Origin of the sequence: Lentzea xerophila (assembly GCF_051094245.1) — a bacterium.
GTDB classification, from domain to species: domain Bacteria; phylum Actinomycetota; class Actinomycetes; order Mycobacteriales; family Pseudonocardiaceae; genus Lentzea; species Lentzea xerophila.
In genome coordinates, this window is record NZ_CP194934.1 from 47451 (window position 1) to 64063 (window position 16613).

Genomic DNA, 16613 nt, shown 5'->3' on the forward strand with positions numbered 1-16613 from the left:
TCGACGTCCACCACAGGCTTCGCCAGCCGTCACCTACCATCATCATCGAGTTGTTAACTTGAGTAGGTAGACGACGATGAACATCATCAGGGCGGCGAAGACCCGCAGCCCTTCCGGCAATCTGTCGTGGACGGTCGTTGACGACATCGGCATCCCGATCGAGGTGGTCGACCAGTACGTACTGTGGCTCAAGGTGACTGGCAGGTCCGTCAACACTTTGCGGGCCTACACCCATCACCTCGCACTGCTGTTTCGATGGCTGCTCGCGCACCGGACCGGCTGGGCAGAAGTGACCTTCGATCAGCTCTCCGCGTTCATGACCGACCTCGCCGCAGGCAAGCCTCCACTCGTCAAGCGCGGTGGCGGAGAGCGCGACGGCGACTCCGTCCGTGCCGTGGCCACCGCCGTGCGGGAGTTCTACGAGTTCCACAAGCTCGAAGGCCGCGGCCCCGTCGATCTGGTTCTCACCAACACGATCGTGCGATCGGCCAAGTCCAAGTACCACCTCCTCGCTCACATCGAGCAACGTGACTCCGTAGCGACCAACCGCCTTGCACGGCCGGCCAAGGCGAAGACCGCGAAAGCACGTGCTTCGCAGATCGAGATCATCGGCTTCGAGGCTGACTTCCAGGTGCTGCTCGACGCCGCGCACACCAAGCGAGACGAGCTGCTGCTGTCGAGCTTCTACGATGTCGGCCTGCGCGTCGGACAGTCGCTCGGGCTGCGCCACAGCGACCTCGACTTCATGCGCAAGCGCGTGCGGATCGAACGCCGTACCGACAACGTCAACGGTGCCCTTTCGAAGCAGCCAAACACGTTCTGGGTTACCGCTCCGAGCAGGTTCTTCGACCTTTACGCCGCCTACCTGCTGACGGAGTTCACACCGGCCGGCATCGACAGCGATTACGTGTTCGTCAACCTGCAACGCGAGCCCATCGGGCGCCCCGTCAGCTACCACAACGCCATGCAGGTCGTACAACGGGCAAGCAGGGCGCTCGGACGTACGCACCTGCACCCCCACGTCCTGCGGCACACCCACGCCACCGCGCTGGCAAAGGCCGGGTGGACGAACGCCGAGATCGCAGCCCGGCTCGGCCAGTCGTTCGCCAGCAGCGCTGACGTCTACATCCACCTTGCCAACAGCGACCTGGAGGACAGGCTCAAGGCGACCGAGCACCTGATCTGGCCGGAGTCCCCCACCCGGACGGTCGACGCATGAGGGGCGACAGCGGCCTGCAAAACATCGCCCCCTCCGGTGCTCCGCGTCAGGACGGACACTTGGATCTCACGGCGCCGGACGGACCGTGGAACCAGGACGTGTGGACGGTGCTTGCGCCGGCCGAGCGGAAGATACGGACGCAAGGACGTTGCTGCGTAACGGAGTGCGACCGGTCCAGCAGGATCGAAGTCCCCTTGTGCGTCGCGCACTACATGCAGTGGACACGCGACGGTAAGCCAGCGGACCAGCGGGCATGGGCGATGTCTACCGCGCGGCCGCTCCAACGGCGGGCCCCGATGACTTCCCAGCGGTCTGGCGGTCTGACCGTCGACTTCGGAGCCCTGCCCTGCGTGTTGGCCACCGAGGTGCGGTACGTGGTCGGCATCAAGTTCCTGCGTGGCGAGTGGACGGCGAACGAGAACTTCGGCGCATTCCTGCGGGCTCTGCTGAACATCGCCGTGCGAACCAGCATGAACAGCGTGCTCGAACGCAATGTCGAACAGTGGCACATGCTCCTGCGGCGTCACCTCGGCCTGTCCGAGGAGCGCTACCAGCGGGCATACCGCGGGTACCTGCGGACCTTCTACTCGACGCTGAGCCGTGCGCTGATCGCCGACCCTTGGGCTGAAGACGTGTGGCTCTGGAAGGGCGTCTTCGCCAACATTCTGGGCGACACCAACCACGCGGCCACCTCCGGCAACATCCGGTGGGACGACGTGGAGACGCCGTGGCTCCGATCCGGAACCAAGACGCTGGCCAAGAACAACCTGCTGGCAGGCCAGCGCAAGTGGAGCACGATCTCCAGCTGGGGCAAGGCCATGTGCCTGCTGGACGCTTACCTGGTCCAGGATGGACTGACCGAGCCGGACATGCTCGACCGCGAGGCGTTCCTCGACTTCCTCGCATGGGTGCGCGAGTTCAAGAGGAGCACCAAACACAACCTTGGGCTCGTCTCGACTGCCGCGTCCATCCTTGAGTCCCTTCGCGCTGAGGGCATGGTGCCGGAACTCGGCTCGCCGGTGTATCTGCGCCGCGGCGAGAACGTCTTGGCGAAGGTCCGTGCGCCCCGTCCCTATCCGCCTGATGTCGTTCAGCTGATTGACGAGAAGGTCATCCCTGACCCGGAGCTGGGCGAGACCGAGCGGGTCATGTTGCGATTCGCCCGCTGGGCAGGCCCGCGCATCAGCGAGCTGGTCGTCATGCCGATCGACGTGCTTCGGCGCAACGCTGGCGGCGGATACTGGGTCGAGTACTTCATGAGCAAGACCGATTCCTGGCGCCGGTTTCCGGTCCCGGACAGCCTCGGAGAGGCCATCCGCGAGCAGCAGGATCGGGTTCGCGCTGAGTTCGGCGACGCTGCCGAAATCCTGTTCCCGCGCAGCACCACGAAACGCCGGGCCACGTACGCGGCGCCGTGGTCATCGAGTGGGTTCCGGGCGTTCGTCCGCGCCTTGTTCGTCAAGCACGGGATCACGCACTCGGCTGTCACTGGCGAGGCGATCAGTGGCGGCGCAGTGCACCGCTTCCGACACACGATCGGCACCGCGTTGCTGAACAACAACTGGTCTCAGTCCGAGGTGCAAGCGTTCCTTGGCCACCTCACTGGCACCATGACCTCCCACTACGCCATGATCACCGACGACACGCTCGCTCGGAAGGCGGCCGAGTTCCATGCGAGCCAGAACCACGAGGCGGCACAACGCCGCCTGGTGCCCTCGGTTGAGCGGCTGCGAGAGAAGTTCTCGGTGGTTCTGCCCAACGGCGCGTGCACTCTGCCGGGCAACATGAGCTGCGACTTCCGGCCAAATCCATGCTTGGACTGCACGTTCTTCCGCCCCGAGGGTGACGGAGTCGAGGAAAGCAACAGCTCGCACCGGCGCCGGTTGAAGCTGTTGGTCAACGAAGCACTGACAGCCGGCGATGAGAAGGTCGTTGCGCTCAACCAGCCGATGCTTGAGCGACTGGACCAGATTCTCGGTCCCGACGAGCAAGATGGAGACGAGAGTGCCTGATCAGCAGGGTCGGGATAGACGGGTCGCTCGGCTCAGAGAGTCCGCCGAAACTCGGTCCGCCGACGCTGTCGCGCGGACCCATCGGGCGATCACGGTCCTGGCCAACCGCGAAGCGCCGGTGACATTTGCCAGCGTGGCCGCCGAGGCGCAGGTCTCGCAGAGCTTCCTGTACAAGCACGGCGAGCTGACGGAGCGCATAAAGAAAGTCGGTCGGCCCAGATCGGGTTCTCGGGCCCGGAACGGTGCCGAGGCAGCGTCAGCGGCGTCCCTGCGTGTGCAGCTTGCAGTGGCGACCGAGAAGCTGGAAAAGGCCAACCAGACGATCGCTGAGCAGACGACGACGATCGAGGCGCTGCGCGGCGAAGTGTCCGATCTTCGTGCTCGACTACGGCGTCACGCGAAGTAACGCCGCCCGGTATCGGTGCGGCCTACGTGGTAGATTTTCCACGACAGAAAAATGGTAGCTGACCTGCGCATCTGTGGCGGCACCTCAAGATAAGATTCGAACCTGGTCCTCCCGCGTAACAGTCGGGCGTGCCGCCACCAGCACTTCAGAGGACACGGCGAATCAGGTGGAGCGGAGGATGCAGGATTCGAACCTGCGCAGCGCTCGCGCGCTGACCACTGTTTTCGAGACAGGTGCCATACCAGACTCGGCCAATCCTCCTTCGTACTGCGTGGCTCCCCAGGGGGTCGAACCCTGACCACCGGATCTTCACCCCGGTGCTCTGCCGGTTGAGCTGAAGAGCCTTGCGCGTCCCGGAGGACGCCTTTCCAGTCGGATGCCCGCGAGTCGAACGCGGTGTTTCCTCATCCCAAATGAGGCGGGTTGCCGTCTCCCTCGCACCCGGAAGTACCCCTGCCAGGAGTCGAACCTGAATCTCGGCGTTCGTAGCGCCGCACTCTCTCCATTGAGCTACAAGGGCGAATTAAATGCGCCACAAATAAGAGAGCCGCCCTGATCGGTTTCCCGATGGGCGGCTCCCTGAGTGGCGTGACGTCATGCCACTACAAGGAGCTCACCTGCGAAAACGGTCGCGAGGAGCGGGGAAATCGGGACGAGCGCCCGCACGCGGCGGCAGCGCTGGTGAAGCGCAGATCCCGCATCTCGTGGCTCGTCATGACGTTCCCCTTCGGCTTGGTGTGTGGCACAAGTATTGCGGGCGCACGCGGCGCCCGTCAATCATTATTTCGCGACGCGTTCGTAAGTCATGAAGGAAACTCCGCTCTCGAACAGTCGCGCATCGGTGCGCTGGAACTTCGTGATGTCGGTCTTCCCGTCGAACAACGGGATACCGCGCCCGAACACCACAGGGTGGAACTTGAACAGCAGCGTGTCGATCTCCGGCAGCAGTTCGGCGGCCAGCTTGCCGCCGCCGCACAGCCAGATGTCGAGGCCGTCCTCCTCCTTCAGTGCCCGGACGCGGCTGACGACGTCCTCGCGGATCACCTCGACGTCGTCCGGCGTGCCGGTCACCTGGGTCGACACGACGAACTGGCGCAGGTGCGCGTAGGGCGAGGCCAGCCCGCCGGGGACCTGGTAGGTGTTGCGGCCCATCAGCACCGTGTCGAAGTGCCGGTTCGGCGCGTGCTGCAGGCCGAGTGCCTCGCGGAGCTGGGTGGGCAGCGTGTCCGGGTACTCGGCGTTGATGCCGGCCATGTGGTCGCCTTCGAAGATGAACCCGTCGAAGGTCCCGTCTTCGGCGGCGATGAACCCGTCGAGCGTGACGGCGACGTAGTAAACGAGCTTTCGCAAAACGATCTTCCCCTCAGTGTCTGCTTGCCGCTGCTCCGCAGGCGGCGTAACCACGACAACTGTAGTACTATGTCTGTAGTGGTTGTCAAGGAGGAAACGTGGTCCGGAACGAGGCACGGCGAACTGCTCTGCTGGACGCGGCGATCGACGTCCTGGCCGAGGAGGGTGCGCGGGGGCTGACCTACCGCGCGATCGACGCGAAGGCGGGGGTGCCGGCGGGCACGGCGTCGAACTACTTCGCGAACCGCGACGAGCTGATGTCGGCGGTGATGACACGGGTGCACGAGAGGCTCATGCCGTCCGACGAGTCCGTCGCGGAGTCACTGGCGCTGCCGCGCGACAGGTCGCTGACGGTGAAGTTCATGCACGACATCATCAAGCGGGCGGACGCCGACAAGGCCTGCTACCTCGCCATGATGGAGCTGCGGCTGGAGGCGACGAGAAGGCCGGAGATCCAGAAGGCGCTCACGAAGACGATCGCCGACAACATCGAGGCCAACGTCGCGTTCAACGAGGAGGCGAAGCTGCCCGGCGACAGGATGACCATCATCGCGCTCTACTTCGCGATGACGGGGTTGATCTACGAACGGCTGACCCTGCCGGACGTGGTGGCGCCGATGGACCTCGACGAGCTCGTCGAGGTCCTCGTCGAGCGCGCTATCGGCTGAGCGGGCCGCCGGTGATCGTCAGGGCGACGGCGATCACCACGACGCCCAGGGTGGAGTAGAGGAACGCGTCCATGCCGCGGCCGCGGATCTTGATCAGGCCCGCCTGCTCGTCGGTCACGAGGATCCGCAGCACCGCCGCGACCAGCAGCGACACGCCCAGCAGGACCGCGCCCTGCCGCCAGTGGTACTGGAAGATCCGCACCAGTCCGAGCGCGCCGACTCCGAGCACCAGCGCGAACGGCAGGTGCTTCGCGGGGCCCGAGCGCCAGCGCTGTTCCGGCATGAGCGCCTCGGCGTCAGACCGCTGCATGGGCGCGCTCGGCGGCTTCGACGGTGTTGGTCAGCAGCATCGCGACGGTCATCGGGCCCGCGCCACCGGGGATCGGGGCGAGCCAGCCGGCGACCTCGCGGACCTCCGGTGCCACGTCGCCGACCAGGCCGGCCTCGGTGCGGGTGATGCCGACGTCGACCACGGCCGCGCCCGGCTTGACCATGTCCGCGGTGATCAGGCCGGGGCTGCCCGCGCCGGCGATCACGATGTCCGCGCGGCGCACCTCGGCCGCGAGGTCCTTGGTGCCGGTGTGGCACAGCGTCACGGTGGCGTTCTCGGAGCGGCGGGTCAGCAGCAGGCCGATCGGGCGGCCGACGGTGACGCCGCGGCCGACGACGGTGACGTTCGCGCCCGCGATCGGCACGTCGTAGCGGCGCAGCAGCTCCACGATGCCGCGCGGGGTCGCGGGCAGCGCGGCGTCCTCGCCGAGGACCAGCTTGCCGAGGTTGACCGGGTGCAGGCCGTCGCCGTCCTTGGCCGGGTCGATGCGCTCCAGGATCGCGTTCGCGTTCAGGTGCTTCGGCAGTGGCAGCTGCACGATGTAGGCGGTGACCTCGGGGTTCGCGTTCAGCTCGTCGATGACGGCCTCCAGCTCCTCCTGCGTGGTCGACTCGGGCAGGTCACGCCGGATCGACGAGATCCCGACCTTCTCGCACGCACGGTGCTTGCCCTTGACGTACGAGTGCGAGCCGGGGTCGTCGCCGACCAGCACGGTGGCCAGACCGACCGAGCCGGGCAGCGCGGCGACCCGCGCCTTGAGGTCCTCGAACAGCGCGTTCCGGGTTTCGTTGCCGTTGAGCAGCGTCGCAGTCACGGCCTCATCCTCCCATTGGGCAGGGCCGCGACGCCCACCGACACCAGCGTCAGCACCACGCCGATCACGGTCGGCGACGCCAGGTGCCCGCTCACCGCGTCCAGCAGCACGGCCCCGATGAGCTGCCCGCACACCCCGCAGAGCCCGACCATCAGCACGCCGATGAACCGCACGGACATGATCGCGCCGCCGACACCGACGATGCCCAGCAACCCGCCCAGGTAGAGCCACCAACCGGACGGGACCGCGCCGGGCACCCCGCCCCACGTCAGGGCGTTGACCAGTGCCAACGCCGCCGTGCCCACGCTGAAGTTCACCAGAATGGCCGCCGCGGAGTTCGCCGCGGCCTCGCGCACCAGCCCGTTCACCGCCTGCTGCCAGCCCATCAGCAGGCCCGCGACCAGCGGCAGCAGCGCGAGCCACAACGCGCCGGGGGACGTGAACTGGTTCGAGACCGCGACCATGACGGCGACGACACCGACGCCCGCTCCGGCGACACGGGTCCTCGTGATCGGCTTCGGTTCGCCGGGCCCGACACCGAGGTTGTCGACGACCATGCTGCTCACGACCTGCCCGATGACGACCGCGACCGTGAACACCGCCACACCGATGGTCGCGACCGCGAGCCCCTGCGAGCCCACCAGCACCGCGCCGCTGATCCCGCCGGCGCACTCCCACCAGCGGATGCGGCGGTGCCTGAGCGCGTCGCGCAACCGCAGCAGCCCGTCCCGGCCGGACCGTCGTGACCCGACGACCGCGAGAAGCACGAACCACCCGCCGGCGAAGGAGATCAACGCCGCGAGCAGGCCGTTGCCCAGCGACTGCGCGAGCGACCCGTTCACCCGAGCCTGCACCGCGATGGCCACGCCACCCGCCGCCGCCAGCAGACCGCCGGTCACCTGCGCGGACCGCGTCACATGCCCTCCATCCCCCACGCCGGTGTTCTTGATCAGCTTTAACCGAGCACGTCGACCGCGTTATGGTCGGTCCTCCACCGTTCGGCGCAGCGGCGGGGGACGTGTGCGATCCGGCGAGTTGCGGGGGAAGATGTTGGCGTGTCCGAGCCGAAGCCGTTGAACCCTACCGAGCAGGACGCTCTGGTTAAGCAGATCGGCCTGACTCTGATGCGGGCCGCACCAGAGGACTGGCGCAGTGTGACCGCCCAGTACCGAGCCACCGGCCGGTACTTCGAACTGGAGGCCGAACTCAAGCTGCAGGACGGCTCCAAGCGCTCGTGGGCGGCGCCGCAGGAGGTCGCCTCGCTGTTCGCGCGGTTGCGCGCCGGCATGCACCGGGAGGGCAGGGGCAGCTGGACGAACGCCCGCTACCAGCTCGACCACCCCTCCAGCTACAACCTCGACTTCGACCGCGCGGAGCCGAGCTGGCAGACGCCTCCTCCGCAGCAGGCCTACGTCGACGAGATGCGGTTCTTCCCGCGCGCCGACGAGAACGTGCCGGACTGGCTGCGCCGCAGGCTGAACCCGCCGACGCCGGTGTTCCGCACGGTCCGCGTCTTCGACGGCGCCGGACCGAACGGCCGCCCGTCGGTCAACCGGCCGCCGGTGCCGGAACCCGAGGTCGCGCCGCTGCTCGCGTACCTGTCGAACGCTCCGGTCGCCGTGGCCGGACGTGGCTTCGACAACGACGTGCTGCATCCCGACGCGCCGCCGGTCGTGCCGTCCGGGTTCCAGACCGACGGCGTGTGGATCTGGCCCGCGGGCGTCTCGTTCTACCTGCGCCGCTACGGCGTGCCGCCCGAGCCCGAGCTGGTCGAACGCGCGCGTGCCGCCGGTTTCAGCCTGCCCGAGGTCTCCGAGGAGTCGAGGCTCGCCGCCGCGGCGAACCTCGGTGCTCCGGCCGCGCCTCCCGGCACCGTGGTGCCGGCGTCGTCAGAGCCGGAACCCCGGCCGGAGCCCGCACCGGCCGCCGACGAGACGCAGTTCGTCGCCGCGCCGAAGTTCGAGGCGCAGAAGGTCGACGCCCAGAAGTTCGAGGAGGGGCCGGAGGAGTACGACTTCGAGCCGCTCTACCCCGAGCAGCAGGCCAACGAGGTCACCACCGTGCAACCGCAGATTGAGCCGGACCCCGAGCCCGCGCGGGACGACGCCGGCGCCACGCTCGCCGTGGCGACACCGGCGCTGGCCGGCGACGGCCCTCCCTACCGGGTGGTCTTCGACTCGGACGGCGTGCCCGGCACCGTCGACGACAGGACCCTGCGCGACACCTACGGCGCCGGCATGGACCTCTTCGCGCCGCACCCGAGCGAGGTCGAGGAGGAACCGGAGGTCGTTCCGGAGGTGGTCGCCGAGCAGGCGGAGGAAGCGGTTCCCGAGACCGACCACGCCGACGTCGCCGACAAGCCCGAGATCCCCACCGCGGGGCCGGACGAGCCCGAGCTCCTCACCCATCACCGCGAGCCCGAACTCCTGACGCACCACCGCGAGGAAGAGGTCACCGATCACCTGATCGGGGACACCGAGGAACGCCCCCGCGACGTCATGCAGGACACGATGGCGTGGAGTCCGGTCCTCGACGAGCCGCTGGCGGGCGCTGCCGAGGTCACCGAGGAACACCCGGTCGTGTCGGCCGCGCCGGTCGCCGACGACGAGCCGGACCTGGCCGAGACCGAGATCGAGTCCACGACCTCGTTCGAGCCCCGGATCGAGCCGGACCTGGCCGAGGCCGAGGTCGAGTCGACCACCTCGTTCGAGCCCCAGTTCGAGCCGGAGGCCGACGCGCGGTTCGAGGCCCAGCTCGACTCGCACTTCGAGCCGGAGCCGGTCGCGGACCCCGTCGAGCCCCCGCCGGTGCTCCCGGTGCCCGTGCCCGCTCCCACGCGGTCTGAGGAGACGACCCAGTTCGACGCGGCGCTGTTCAACGAGCCCGAGCCCGAGCCCGAACCCGAGCCGGAACCCGAGCCGGAGCCGGAGCCGGTGCTGCCGCCGCGCCAGGTCACGCCGGAGGAGGACCGGGAACTGGCTGGCACGCGCCGCGCGCTCGACGACCTCAACGTGCCGCACGGCGTGTACCGGATCGGCGAGCCCGCCGACCGCACCTGGACGCTGCACCTCGACGGCGACAGCTGGGAGGTGTGCTGGTTCGACCACGGCCCGAAGAGCCCAGTGCGGTTCGACAAGGTCGAGGAGGCGTCGGCGTACCTGGTGGGCAAGCTGGTGCTGGGCAACTTCCGCACGATCCCGCGGGCGCCCCAGCCACCACCACCGCGCCCGATGAGCAACGGCTTCCGCGAGGAGCCGCGCCGTCCCGTTCCACCGCAGCGGCCGCCGATGCCGCCGCAGCCGCAGGCCCAGGCTCCGACGCAGGTGCAGCCGGTCCCGCCGCCCGCACCGCAGCCCACGCCACCGCCGCCCGCACCACCGCAGCAGGCATCCTCACCGGTGGCCGCCGCCGTGGCGCAGGAGGAACCGTCGAAGCGGAAGTTCCCGATCTCACCGCTCGCGGGCGAGCCGCCGCTGACGTTGTTCCGCCACAAGCAGATGTTCGAGCTGCCGGCGGGCACCGAGGTCGACCGCTACGGCGACCAGACCGGCAACCTCGTCTACGTGGCGGGCACGCCGTTCCCCGAACGCAGCCTCGTGCCGTCGTGGATCAACCGCCCGTACCGCGTGTACCGGTTGCGCCGCCCGCTCGAGGTGCTGACCGGCGTGGCCGTGCCGTGGTTCGAGCAGCCGGGCGGCGGCACCGCCTACCTGCTGCCGAAGGCGATCGAGGAGATGGTCGCGGACGGCGTGCTCGTGGAGATCTCGGGATCAGCTGACAACTAGCCCGTAAGCCGCGGCGAAGGCGATCGCCGTGTCGATGTCGATCAGGGCTCCGGCGAGCTTGGCCTGCCGGAGCCCGTTCGCGTCGACGCGCGCGCCGCGCAGGTCCGCGCCCTCCAGCTTCGCGTCGAGCAGCCGCGCGCCCATCAGGTCCGCCTGGCTCAGGTCGGTGTTGCGCAGGTCCGCCTCGCTGAGGTTCGTCTCGTGGAACCGCTGCCCCTGCAGCTTCAGGCCGTACAGCGGGGCCTTCACGAACGACGCCAGCGTGAAGTCGACCTCGGTGAAGGTGATCGGCCGCAGCACGCAGTCGACGAAGTTCGAACCCATGAGGCTGCACGACGTGAACGTGCTGCGTGTCAGCACCGTGCGGTCGAAGGTGCACTGCCGGAACGCCGTCGCGGTGTGCTTCGACTCGCCGAGGTCCGTCCGGGTGAAGTCGCACCGGGTGAACGTGCAGCCCGCCGTGACGAGTTCGCGGAGATCGGCTTCGGTGAAGTCGCAGTCGGTGAAAGACCGCTTCTCCCAGTGCTGTCCGTGCAGGTTGGCGTCGGCGTAGTCCTCGCCGACCTCTACGACCAGGTTGTCCACTCTCACACTCTCGCAGAGTCCACGTGTTGGTAACGTGCGGGTCGCCGGGCGACCTGCCCGACGTCAACGAGGACCGTCATTCGGGAAGGCTCATGACCCGCACGCCCGTGAACGTCACTGTCACCGGTGCGGCCGGCCAGATCGGCTACGCACTGCTCTTCCGCATCGCTTCCGGCCACCTGCTCGGCCCGGACACCCCGGTCAACCTGCGGCTGCTGGAGATCACCCCGGCGCTGAAGGCCGCCGAGGGCACCGCGATGGAGCTCGACGACTGCGCCTTCCCGCTGCTCAAGGGCATCACGATCACCGACGACGCGAAGACCGCGTTCGACGGCGTGAACGTGGCCCTGCTCGTCGGCGCCCGCCCCCGCACCAAGGGCATGGAGCGCGGCGACCTGCTCGAGGCCAACGGCGGCATCTTCAAGCCGCAGGGCGAGGCGATCAACGCCGGCGCCGCGGACGACGTGAAGGTGCTCGTGGTCGGCAACCCGGCCAACACCAACGCCCTCATCGCCCAGCAGCACGCGCCGGACGTCCCGCGTGAGCGCTTCACCGCGATGACGCGCCTCGACCACAACCGCGCCCTGTCGCAGCTGTCGAAGAAGCTGGGCGTCGCGGTCACCGAGATCGAGAACATGACGATCTGGGGCAACCACTCGGCCACCCAGTACCCCGACCTGTTCCACGCCAAGGTGGGCGGCAAGACCGCCGCCGAGGCCGTGAACGACCAGGCGTGGCTCGAGAACGACTTCATCCCGACCGTCGCCAAGCGCGGCGCGGCGATCATCGAGGCCCGTGGCGCCTCCTCGGCCGCGTCGGCCGCGAACGCCGCCATCGACCACGTCTACGACTGGGTCAACGGCACCGAGTGGACCTCGATGGCCATCCCGTCGGACGGTTCGTACGGCGTGCCCGAGGGCATCATCTCGTCGTTCCCGGTCAAGTGCTCCGGTGGTTCGTACGAGATCATCCAGGGCCTGGAGATCGACGAGTTCTCCCGCGCCCGCATCGACGCCTCCGTGGCCGAGCTGGTCGAGGAGCGCGACGCCGTGAAGGGCCTCGGCCTGATCTGAGCTGTTCCGTGGCAGTGTGGGGAACGTGCTGATTCCTTGGGACGTTCCCCAGCCACAGCTCTCCGACGACGTGCACCCCGCGCTCGCTGACGCCGCCCGTGCGGCGTCGGCGGCGTACGGGCGTGCCCGATCTCTGCACACGCGCCTCGAGCTCCGCGAAGAAGTGGCGGACGGCGCCGACGGAACACCGACGATGCGCGTCGATCGCATCGTCGAGGACGCGATCCTGGAGTCCATCCACCGCAATCGCGTGAACCTGCTCTCCGAGGAAGCCGGCTTCGTCGACAACGGCTCGGCGGTCACCCTCGTCATCGACCCGGTCGACGGGTCCGCGAACGCCGCGTTCGGTGTCCCTCTTTCGTGTTTCGCCGGCGCTGTCGTCGAGGACGGCACGGCGACAGAAGCGTTGACGACGTGGTTCGACACGGGCCGTGCGTGGCACGCGCGCGCAGGAGTCCCCACGCCGTTCCGCACGACCGGACGAACGTCGCTCGACGGCGCGTCGGTGTGCATGATGCGCCCGAAAACAGGCACTCAGGACGCGTGGCTGCGCATCGCGAACCGCGCCGACCGCATCCGGGTGCTGTGCACGACCTGCCTGGAAACCATGCTGGTCGCGGAGGGCACGGTCGACGCCTTCATCGATCCGGGCAGCGACACGCACCGGATCATGGACCTCGCGACGGCGCTGGTCACCGTGCCTGCCGCAGGAGGTGTGCTGGTCGACCTGCGGGGGCGGCCGTTCACGTTCGAACCCGACCTGACCCACCGGTGGTCAGGCGTGGCGGCAGCGACTCCTCAGCTCGCCGAGGAGTTGATCGCGACGGTGCTCGGGGGCTAGACGGCGCCCCGCGGCTCGACGATGCAGTCCGGTCCGGGGAAGACCAGGCCCTCGTGGCCGTCGTTGAAACGGACCAGGTAGGGCGGATGGCCGTCGGTCCCGCGTACTTCGAGGATCTCGCCCAGGCGTTCCTCGAGTCCGATGGAGCGGCTGTGGACGTGGAGCCTGTCACCCACTGTTGCTTGCATGATGCTGCAACACCTCCGGTGTGCGGCGTGAGGCATGGCGCGTGAACGCGTTAAAGCCTAGGCCGACACCGGAGGTGCGCAACAGGGCTCAACGTAACTGTTGGTGGAACGTGGGTGGATGCGGTGAAAACCAAACTGCCGTTGCGTGTCCGGGCGTACCACTGCGATGAGTGCGGCCTCGTGCTCGATCGTGACTTCAACGCCGCCCGCAACCTCGCTGCACTCGTCGGCGAGACAGCGAGCGGCACGTCCGCGGCGAGTTGCGCCGGGACGCTAACCAAGCCCGATGGAAACCCATGTCAGACCCACACCGTGTGGGCAGCGGGTACCGCCACGGGAAGACCCGCACCATCTGGTGCGGGTCAACGCCGCCGCCGCAAAGCGACGACTGCCTGAGCACCGTGGACTCACGTTCACTTACGTTTCAGGTAACGGCTCTAGTGCTCATCCACCGCAGGCGGCGGAGACCTTCGCGGCGAGGTCGGCCTTCTGCTGCACCCAGTCGGCCGCGGAGCCGACGTTCTGCATGCCGTTGGCCGCTTCTTCGAGAGCCTTCTTCACCTGCTCGTCCGGCGAGGAGTTCGCGAGGGCCTCGAGCTCCTTGGCCTTCGCCTGGGTCTCCTCCAGCGCCTTCTGCGGATCGCTCATGTCCGGCGAGAAGCCCACCAGCGCGATCGCATCGGCGCACAGCTTCACCTTGTCCGCGGTGTCACTGACGCCCTGAATCGTGTCGCACGCCGTCAGGCTGCCCAACGCGATGACGGCTGCTGCCAGCGGTCCGACTAGGCGCATTCGCTCTCCTCTTGCCCGAACTGTCCGTTTGTGTTGCTGTCGACTCTACCGACGTACGTCTTGATCGAGTTGGCGTTGGTAGAGCTTTCGGATGACGTCGTCGATTTCCGGCTCCACGACGGCGAGGTCGTGGACCTCCACCTGCCGCACCACCTGGGTGATCAACTGTGCCGCCGTCGTCTCCGCCCTCCTGAACGTGAGGTGGTGCCGCAGCCCGTTCGCCTCGCTGCGCACCGCCGTCACTCCTGGGACGTCCGGTGCCGGACCGGGTTCCCTGAGGTCGATGACGAGCTCACGTTCCGGGGTGACCTCGGCGCGCAACGCCTCCAACGGGCCGTCGGCGAGCACGCGGCCGTGGTCGATCACCATCAGTCGCGGGCAGAGGCGTTCGATGTCGTCCAGGTCATGCGTGGTGAGCAGGAGCGTGGTGCCGCGGCGGGTGTTGATGTCCGCCAGGAACTCCCTGAGCCGTTCCTTGGACTCGAGGTCCAGGCCGATCGTCGGCTCGTCGAGCACCAGCAGTTCCGGGGCGTGCAGGAGGGCGGCGGTGATCTCGCCGCGCATCCGCTGACCCAGCGAGAGCTGCCGCACCGGGGTCATCAGCAGGTCCTGCAGGCCGAGGAGCTCGACGCACTCGTCGAGGCGCTTGCCGTGGTCGCCGGCCGACACGCGGTAGATCGACCTGAGCAGGTCGAAGCTGTCCTTCAGCGGCAGGTCCCACCAGAGCTGACTGCGCTGACCGAACACGACGCCGATGCGTTTCGCGAGATCGCGCCGCTGCCTCGACGGATCCACCCCGTTGACCCTGACGTGACCGCTGGTCGGCACCAGGATCCCGGTCAGCATCTTGATCGTCGTGGACTTGCCGGCCCCGTTCGGCCCCACGTACCCGACGGCTTCCCCGGCCTCGACGCCGAACGTGACGCCGTCGACCGCCGTGACGGTCTTGTAGTTGCGCCGCAGGCCTTTCGACGTGGCGACCTTGAACTCCCTGCGGAGCTCCCTGACCTCGATCATGATCCCGTTCCCCGGTAGTGCCTGACCGCGAACCGCCACACCAGCGCGGCGACTCCCGCCGCCAGTGCCGCGACGAGCGGTGATGTCCAGCCGACCCAGCCCGGCAGACCGAGCGGATCCTCTCTCCCGAGCAGCGCGAGGCTCGGGTAGTACGCGACGAACGCCCCCGGCACGACGAACGCCATCAGCCAGCGCAGCGGCCGTGAGTAGACGTTGATCGGGTACGACGTGAAGGCGTTGCTGCCGTAGGTGACCGCGTTCGCGAACTCGCGTCCCTCGACGATCCAGAAGCAGATCGAGCACGCGGCCACCCAGACCGCGCTGTAGATGACCGCGCCCGCCATCGGCGTCACGATAGTGAGCACGACCTTGGCCGGCGTCCAGTCGATCGGCACGTGTGCCAGCGCGTAGCACATCACGGCGAGAGCGCCGGTGATGCGCCCGATCCTGCGCAACCGGATGTCCGAGCACATGATCTGCGGCAACGTGCGCAACGGCCGCATCAGCAACACGTCGAAACTGCCCGTGCGGATGTAGGTCGGCAGGTTGTCGAGCTGCCCGGCGAACAGGTCCGCCACCCCGAACGCCGCGCCCGCGAACGCGTACATCAGCAGCACTTCGTTCTGGGAGAACCCGCCGAGCGCGTCGATCCGGGTGAAGAGGACCAGGATGACGATCATCTCGTACCCCTGCGCCAGCACCTGCGTCAGGAAGTCCAGCGCGAACGACGCCCGGTAGGACAGCTGGCTCCGCAGCCGCGCGCCGATGAGCTTGGGGTAGACGAAGTCAGCCACCCTGCACCACCACCTTGCGCACCGCGCGCTGCAGCGCGAAGTGGCCCAGCGCGAAGATCACCGCGGCCCAGAACGCCTGGTACAGCAGGATCTTCAGCGGGTTCCCGTGCCCGAGGAACACGTCGATCGGTGCCTGCAGCAACGCCGGGAACGGCGTCATCCACAGCACGTCCCGCGCCCACTCGGGGAAGAACGCGACGGGCACCGTCAGCCCGCACAGCAGGCCGGAGGAGACGTTCCAGAACCCGTACAGCCCCCGGTTGTCGATCAGCCAGAACGAGCTGACCTCCACCAGGAACCGCACGCCGAAACTCGCCACCAGCGCGATGAGGGCGCTGACCAGGAACAGCGGCCACTGCACCGCCGTGGCGGGGAACTGGAAGGGGAACAACAACATGCCGAACACCATCGGCGGAACGAGCCTCGTCAGGAACGAGTAACCGCCCCGCCCGACGTCCTCCGCGAGAAGGGCGCTCTGCAGGTGCCAGGGCCGATAGAGGTCTACCACCACGTCACCGGATCGCACGCGCTCGGCGAGCTCGTTGGTGCCCCACAACAGGACGAACCCGAGCAGCCCCTGCCCGATCCAGACGTAGGTGTTGGCGGCAGCGACGTCGTAGTCCGCGATCTCGCCGTTCGCCGCTTTGAGAGCGGCGACGAGGATCGCGACCCGCAACAGGCCGAAGACCACGTTCGTGGTCATTCCGGCCAGCATCGCTTGTCGGTAGGTCGAGTACC

The 16613-nt window shown here is 68.1% G+C and carries 18 protein-coding genes and 3 tRNA genes; 8 read left to right on the forward strand and 13 right to left on the reverse strand.

Features of this window, described 5'->3' with window-relative positions:
- The first annotated feature begins 76 nt into the window (after nucleotides 1-76).
- The 3 genes from ACRSBM_RS00205 (at nucleotide 77) to ACRSBM_RS00215 (ending at nucleotide 3637) form a co-directional block, all read left to right on the forward strand.
- Entirely contained in the window at nucleotides 77-1219 is a 1143-nt protein-coding gene (locus tag ACRSBM_RS00205; RefSeq protein ID WP_434438453.1) for a tyrosine-type recombinase/integrase, read from the forward strand.
- A 374-nt stretch (nucleotides 1220-1593) separates the two neighbouring features.
- Nucleotides 1594-3231: a tyrosine-type recombinase/integrase gene (locus ACRSBM_RS00210; RefSeq protein ID WP_434438455.1), complete on the forward strand. Its 1638-nt coding sequence runs from the start codon at nucleotides 1594-1596 to the stop codon at nucleotides 3229-3231.
- Nucleotides 3224-3637 carry a DUF6262 family protein gene (locus ACRSBM_RS00215; RefSeq protein WP_434438456.1) on the forward strand — a complete coding sequence of 138 codons (414 nt, stop codon included), beginning with the start codon at nucleotides 3224-3226 and terminating at the stop codon, nucleotides 3635-3637. Before ACRSBM_RS00210 ends, ACRSBM_RS00215 begins: the two co-directional genes overlap by 8 nt.
- 172 nt (nucleotides 3638-3809) lie before the next feature.
- On the opposite strand, the gene ACRSBM_RS00220 is transcribed toward ACRSBM_RS00215, so the two are convergent.
- The 4 genes from ACRSBM_RS00220 to ACRSBM_RS00235 all read right to left on the reverse strand — a co-directional run bounded on the left by ACRSBM_RS00220 (nucleotide 3810) and on the right by ACRSBM_RS00235 (nucleotide 4987).
- Nucleotides 3810-3898 (reverse strand) — tRNA-Ser (locus tag ACRSBM_RS00220).
- Nucleotides 3899-3909: 11 nt separating this feature from the next.
- Nucleotides 3910-3981: transfer RNA gene (locus ACRSBM_RS00225), tRNA-Phe, on the reverse strand.
- 104 nt (nucleotides 3982-4085) lie between these two features.
- Nucleotides 4086-4157 (reverse strand) — tRNA-Arg (locus tag ACRSBM_RS00230).
- 260 nt (nucleotides 4158-4417) lie between these two features.
- Nucleotides 4418-4987, reverse strand: coding sequence for a dihydrofolate reductase family protein (locus tag ACRSBM_RS00235; protein WP_434438458.1), 570 nt, complete (start codon nucleotides 4985-4987; stop codon nucleotides 4418-4420).
- Between the two features lie 98 nt (nucleotides 4988-5085).
- On the opposite strand from ACRSBM_RS00235, the gene ACRSBM_RS00240 reads away from it, so the two are divergent.
- On the forward strand, nucleotides 5086-5655 hold the full coding sequence (locus ACRSBM_RS00240; RefSeq protein ID WP_434438460.1) for a TetR/AcrR family transcriptional regulator: 570 nt from the start codon (nucleotides 5086-5088) through the stop codon (nucleotides 5653-5655).
- Here ACRSBM_RS00240 and ACRSBM_RS00245 read toward each other — a convergent pair.
- Genes ACRSBM_RS00245 through ACRSBM_RS00255 form a run of 3 tightly spaced genes read right to left on the reverse strand, consistent with a single transcriptional unit; the run spans nucleotide 5645 to nucleotide 7717 of the window.
- Complete coding sequence (locus ACRSBM_RS00245; protein ID WP_090005596.1) at nucleotides 5645-5938, reverse strand: DUF3017 domain-containing protein; 294 nt, start codon at nucleotides 5936-5938, stop codon at nucleotides 5645-5647. The genes ACRSBM_RS00240 and ACRSBM_RS00245 overlap by 11 nt on opposite strands.
- Before the next feature lie 13 nt (nucleotides 5939-5951).
- Nucleotides 5952-6800, reverse strand: a complete 849-nt coding sequence (locus ACRSBM_RS00250) for a bifunctional methylenetetrahydrofolate dehydrogenase/methenyltetrahydrofolate cyclohydrolase (protein WP_434438462.1) — start codon at nucleotides 6798-6800, stop codon at nucleotides 5952-5954.
- Nucleotides 6797-7717 (reverse strand): DMT family transporter, encoded by a 921-nt coding sequence (locus tag ACRSBM_RS00255; protein ID WP_434438464.1) that lies wholly within the window; start codon nucleotides 7715-7717, stop codon nucleotides 6797-6799. Before ACRSBM_RS00255 ends, ACRSBM_RS00250 begins: the two co-directional genes overlap by 4 nt.
- A gap of 138 nt (nucleotides 7718-7855) precedes the next feature.
- On the opposite strand from ACRSBM_RS00255, the gene ACRSBM_RS00260 reads away from it, so the two are divergent.
- On the forward strand, nucleotides 7856-10585 hold the full coding sequence (locus ACRSBM_RS00260) for a glycohydrolase toxin TNT-related protein (protein ID WP_434438466.1): 2730 nt from the start codon (nucleotides 7856-7858) through the stop codon (nucleotides 10583-10585).
- Here the strand turns inward: ACRSBM_RS00260 and ACRSBM_RS00265 are convergent.
- The gene (locus tag ACRSBM_RS00265; protein ID WP_434438468.1) at nucleotides 10571-11170 is read right to left on the reverse strand and encodes a pentapeptide repeat-containing protein; all 600 of its coding nucleotides are present in this window, start codon (nucleotides 11168-11170) and stop codon (nucleotides 10571-10573) included. The two genes, ACRSBM_RS00260 and ACRSBM_RS00265, sit on opposite strands and share 15 nt — an antisense overlap.
- 92 nt (nucleotides 11171-11262) lie before the next feature.
- Here ACRSBM_RS00265 and ACRSBM_RS00270 point away from each other — a divergent pair, with 92 nt between their 5' ends.
- Complete coding sequence (locus tag ACRSBM_RS00270) at nucleotides 11263-12243, forward strand: malate dehydrogenase (RefSeq protein ID WP_434438470.1); 981 nt, start codon at nucleotides 11263-11265, stop codon at nucleotides 12241-12243.
- A gap of 25 nt (nucleotides 12244-12268) precedes the next feature.
- A complete protein-coding gene (locus ACRSBM_RS00275; protein WP_434438471.1) occupies nucleotides 12269-13084 on the forward strand; it encodes an inositol monophosphatase family protein in 816 nt (271 codons plus the stop codon).
- Here ACRSBM_RS00275 and ACRSBM_RS00280 read toward each other — a convergent pair.
- Nucleotides 13081-13272 carry a DUF1918 domain-containing protein gene (locus tag ACRSBM_RS00280; protein ID WP_434438473.1) on the reverse strand — a complete coding sequence of 64 codons (192 nt, stop codon included), beginning with the start codon at nucleotides 13270-13272 and terminating at the stop codon, nucleotides 13081-13083. The two genes, ACRSBM_RS00275 and ACRSBM_RS00280, sit on opposite strands and share 4 nt — an antisense overlap.
- Nucleotides 13273-13395: 123 nt before the next feature.
- Here ACRSBM_RS00280 and ACRSBM_RS00285 point away from each other — a divergent pair, with 123 nt between their 5' ends.
- Entirely contained in the window at nucleotides 13396-13668 is a 273-nt protein-coding gene (locus ACRSBM_RS00285; protein ID WP_434452903.1) for a zinc ribbon domain-containing protein, read from the forward strand.
- Nucleotides 13669-13716: 48 nt separating this feature from the next.
- On the opposite strand, the gene ACRSBM_RS00290 is transcribed toward ACRSBM_RS00285, so the two are convergent.
- From ACRSBM_RS00290 to ACRSBM_RS00305, 4 genes are read right to left on the reverse strand one after another with little or no spacing between them, the layout of a single operon-like run.
- The gene (locus tag ACRSBM_RS00290) at nucleotides 13717-14064 is read right to left on the reverse strand and encodes a bacteriophage spanin2 family protein (RefSeq protein ID WP_434438474.1); all 348 of its coding nucleotides are present in this window, start codon (nucleotides 14062-14064) and stop codon (nucleotides 13717-13719) included.
- A 45-nt stretch (nucleotides 14065-14109) separates the two neighbouring features.
- Nucleotides 14110-15081 (reverse strand): ABC transporter ATP-binding protein, encoded by a 972-nt coding sequence (locus ACRSBM_RS00295; RefSeq protein WP_434438475.1) that lies wholly within the window; start codon nucleotides 15079-15081, stop codon nucleotides 14110-14112.
- The gene (locus ACRSBM_RS00300; protein ID WP_434438477.1) at nucleotides 15078-15875 is read right to left on the reverse strand and encodes an ABC transporter permease; all 798 of its coding nucleotides are present in this window, start codon (nucleotides 15873-15875) and stop codon (nucleotides 15078-15080) included. The genes ACRSBM_RS00295 and ACRSBM_RS00300 overlap by 4 nt, the downstream gene beginning before the upstream one ends.
- Nucleotides 15868-16578 (reverse strand): ABC transporter permease, encoded by a 711-nt coding sequence (locus tag ACRSBM_RS00305; protein ID WP_434438479.1) that lies wholly within the window; start codon nucleotides 16576-16578, stop codon nucleotides 15868-15870. The genes ACRSBM_RS00300 and ACRSBM_RS00305 overlap by 8 nt, the downstream gene beginning before the upstream one ends.
- Between the last annotated feature and the right edge of the window lie 35 nt (nucleotides 16579-16613).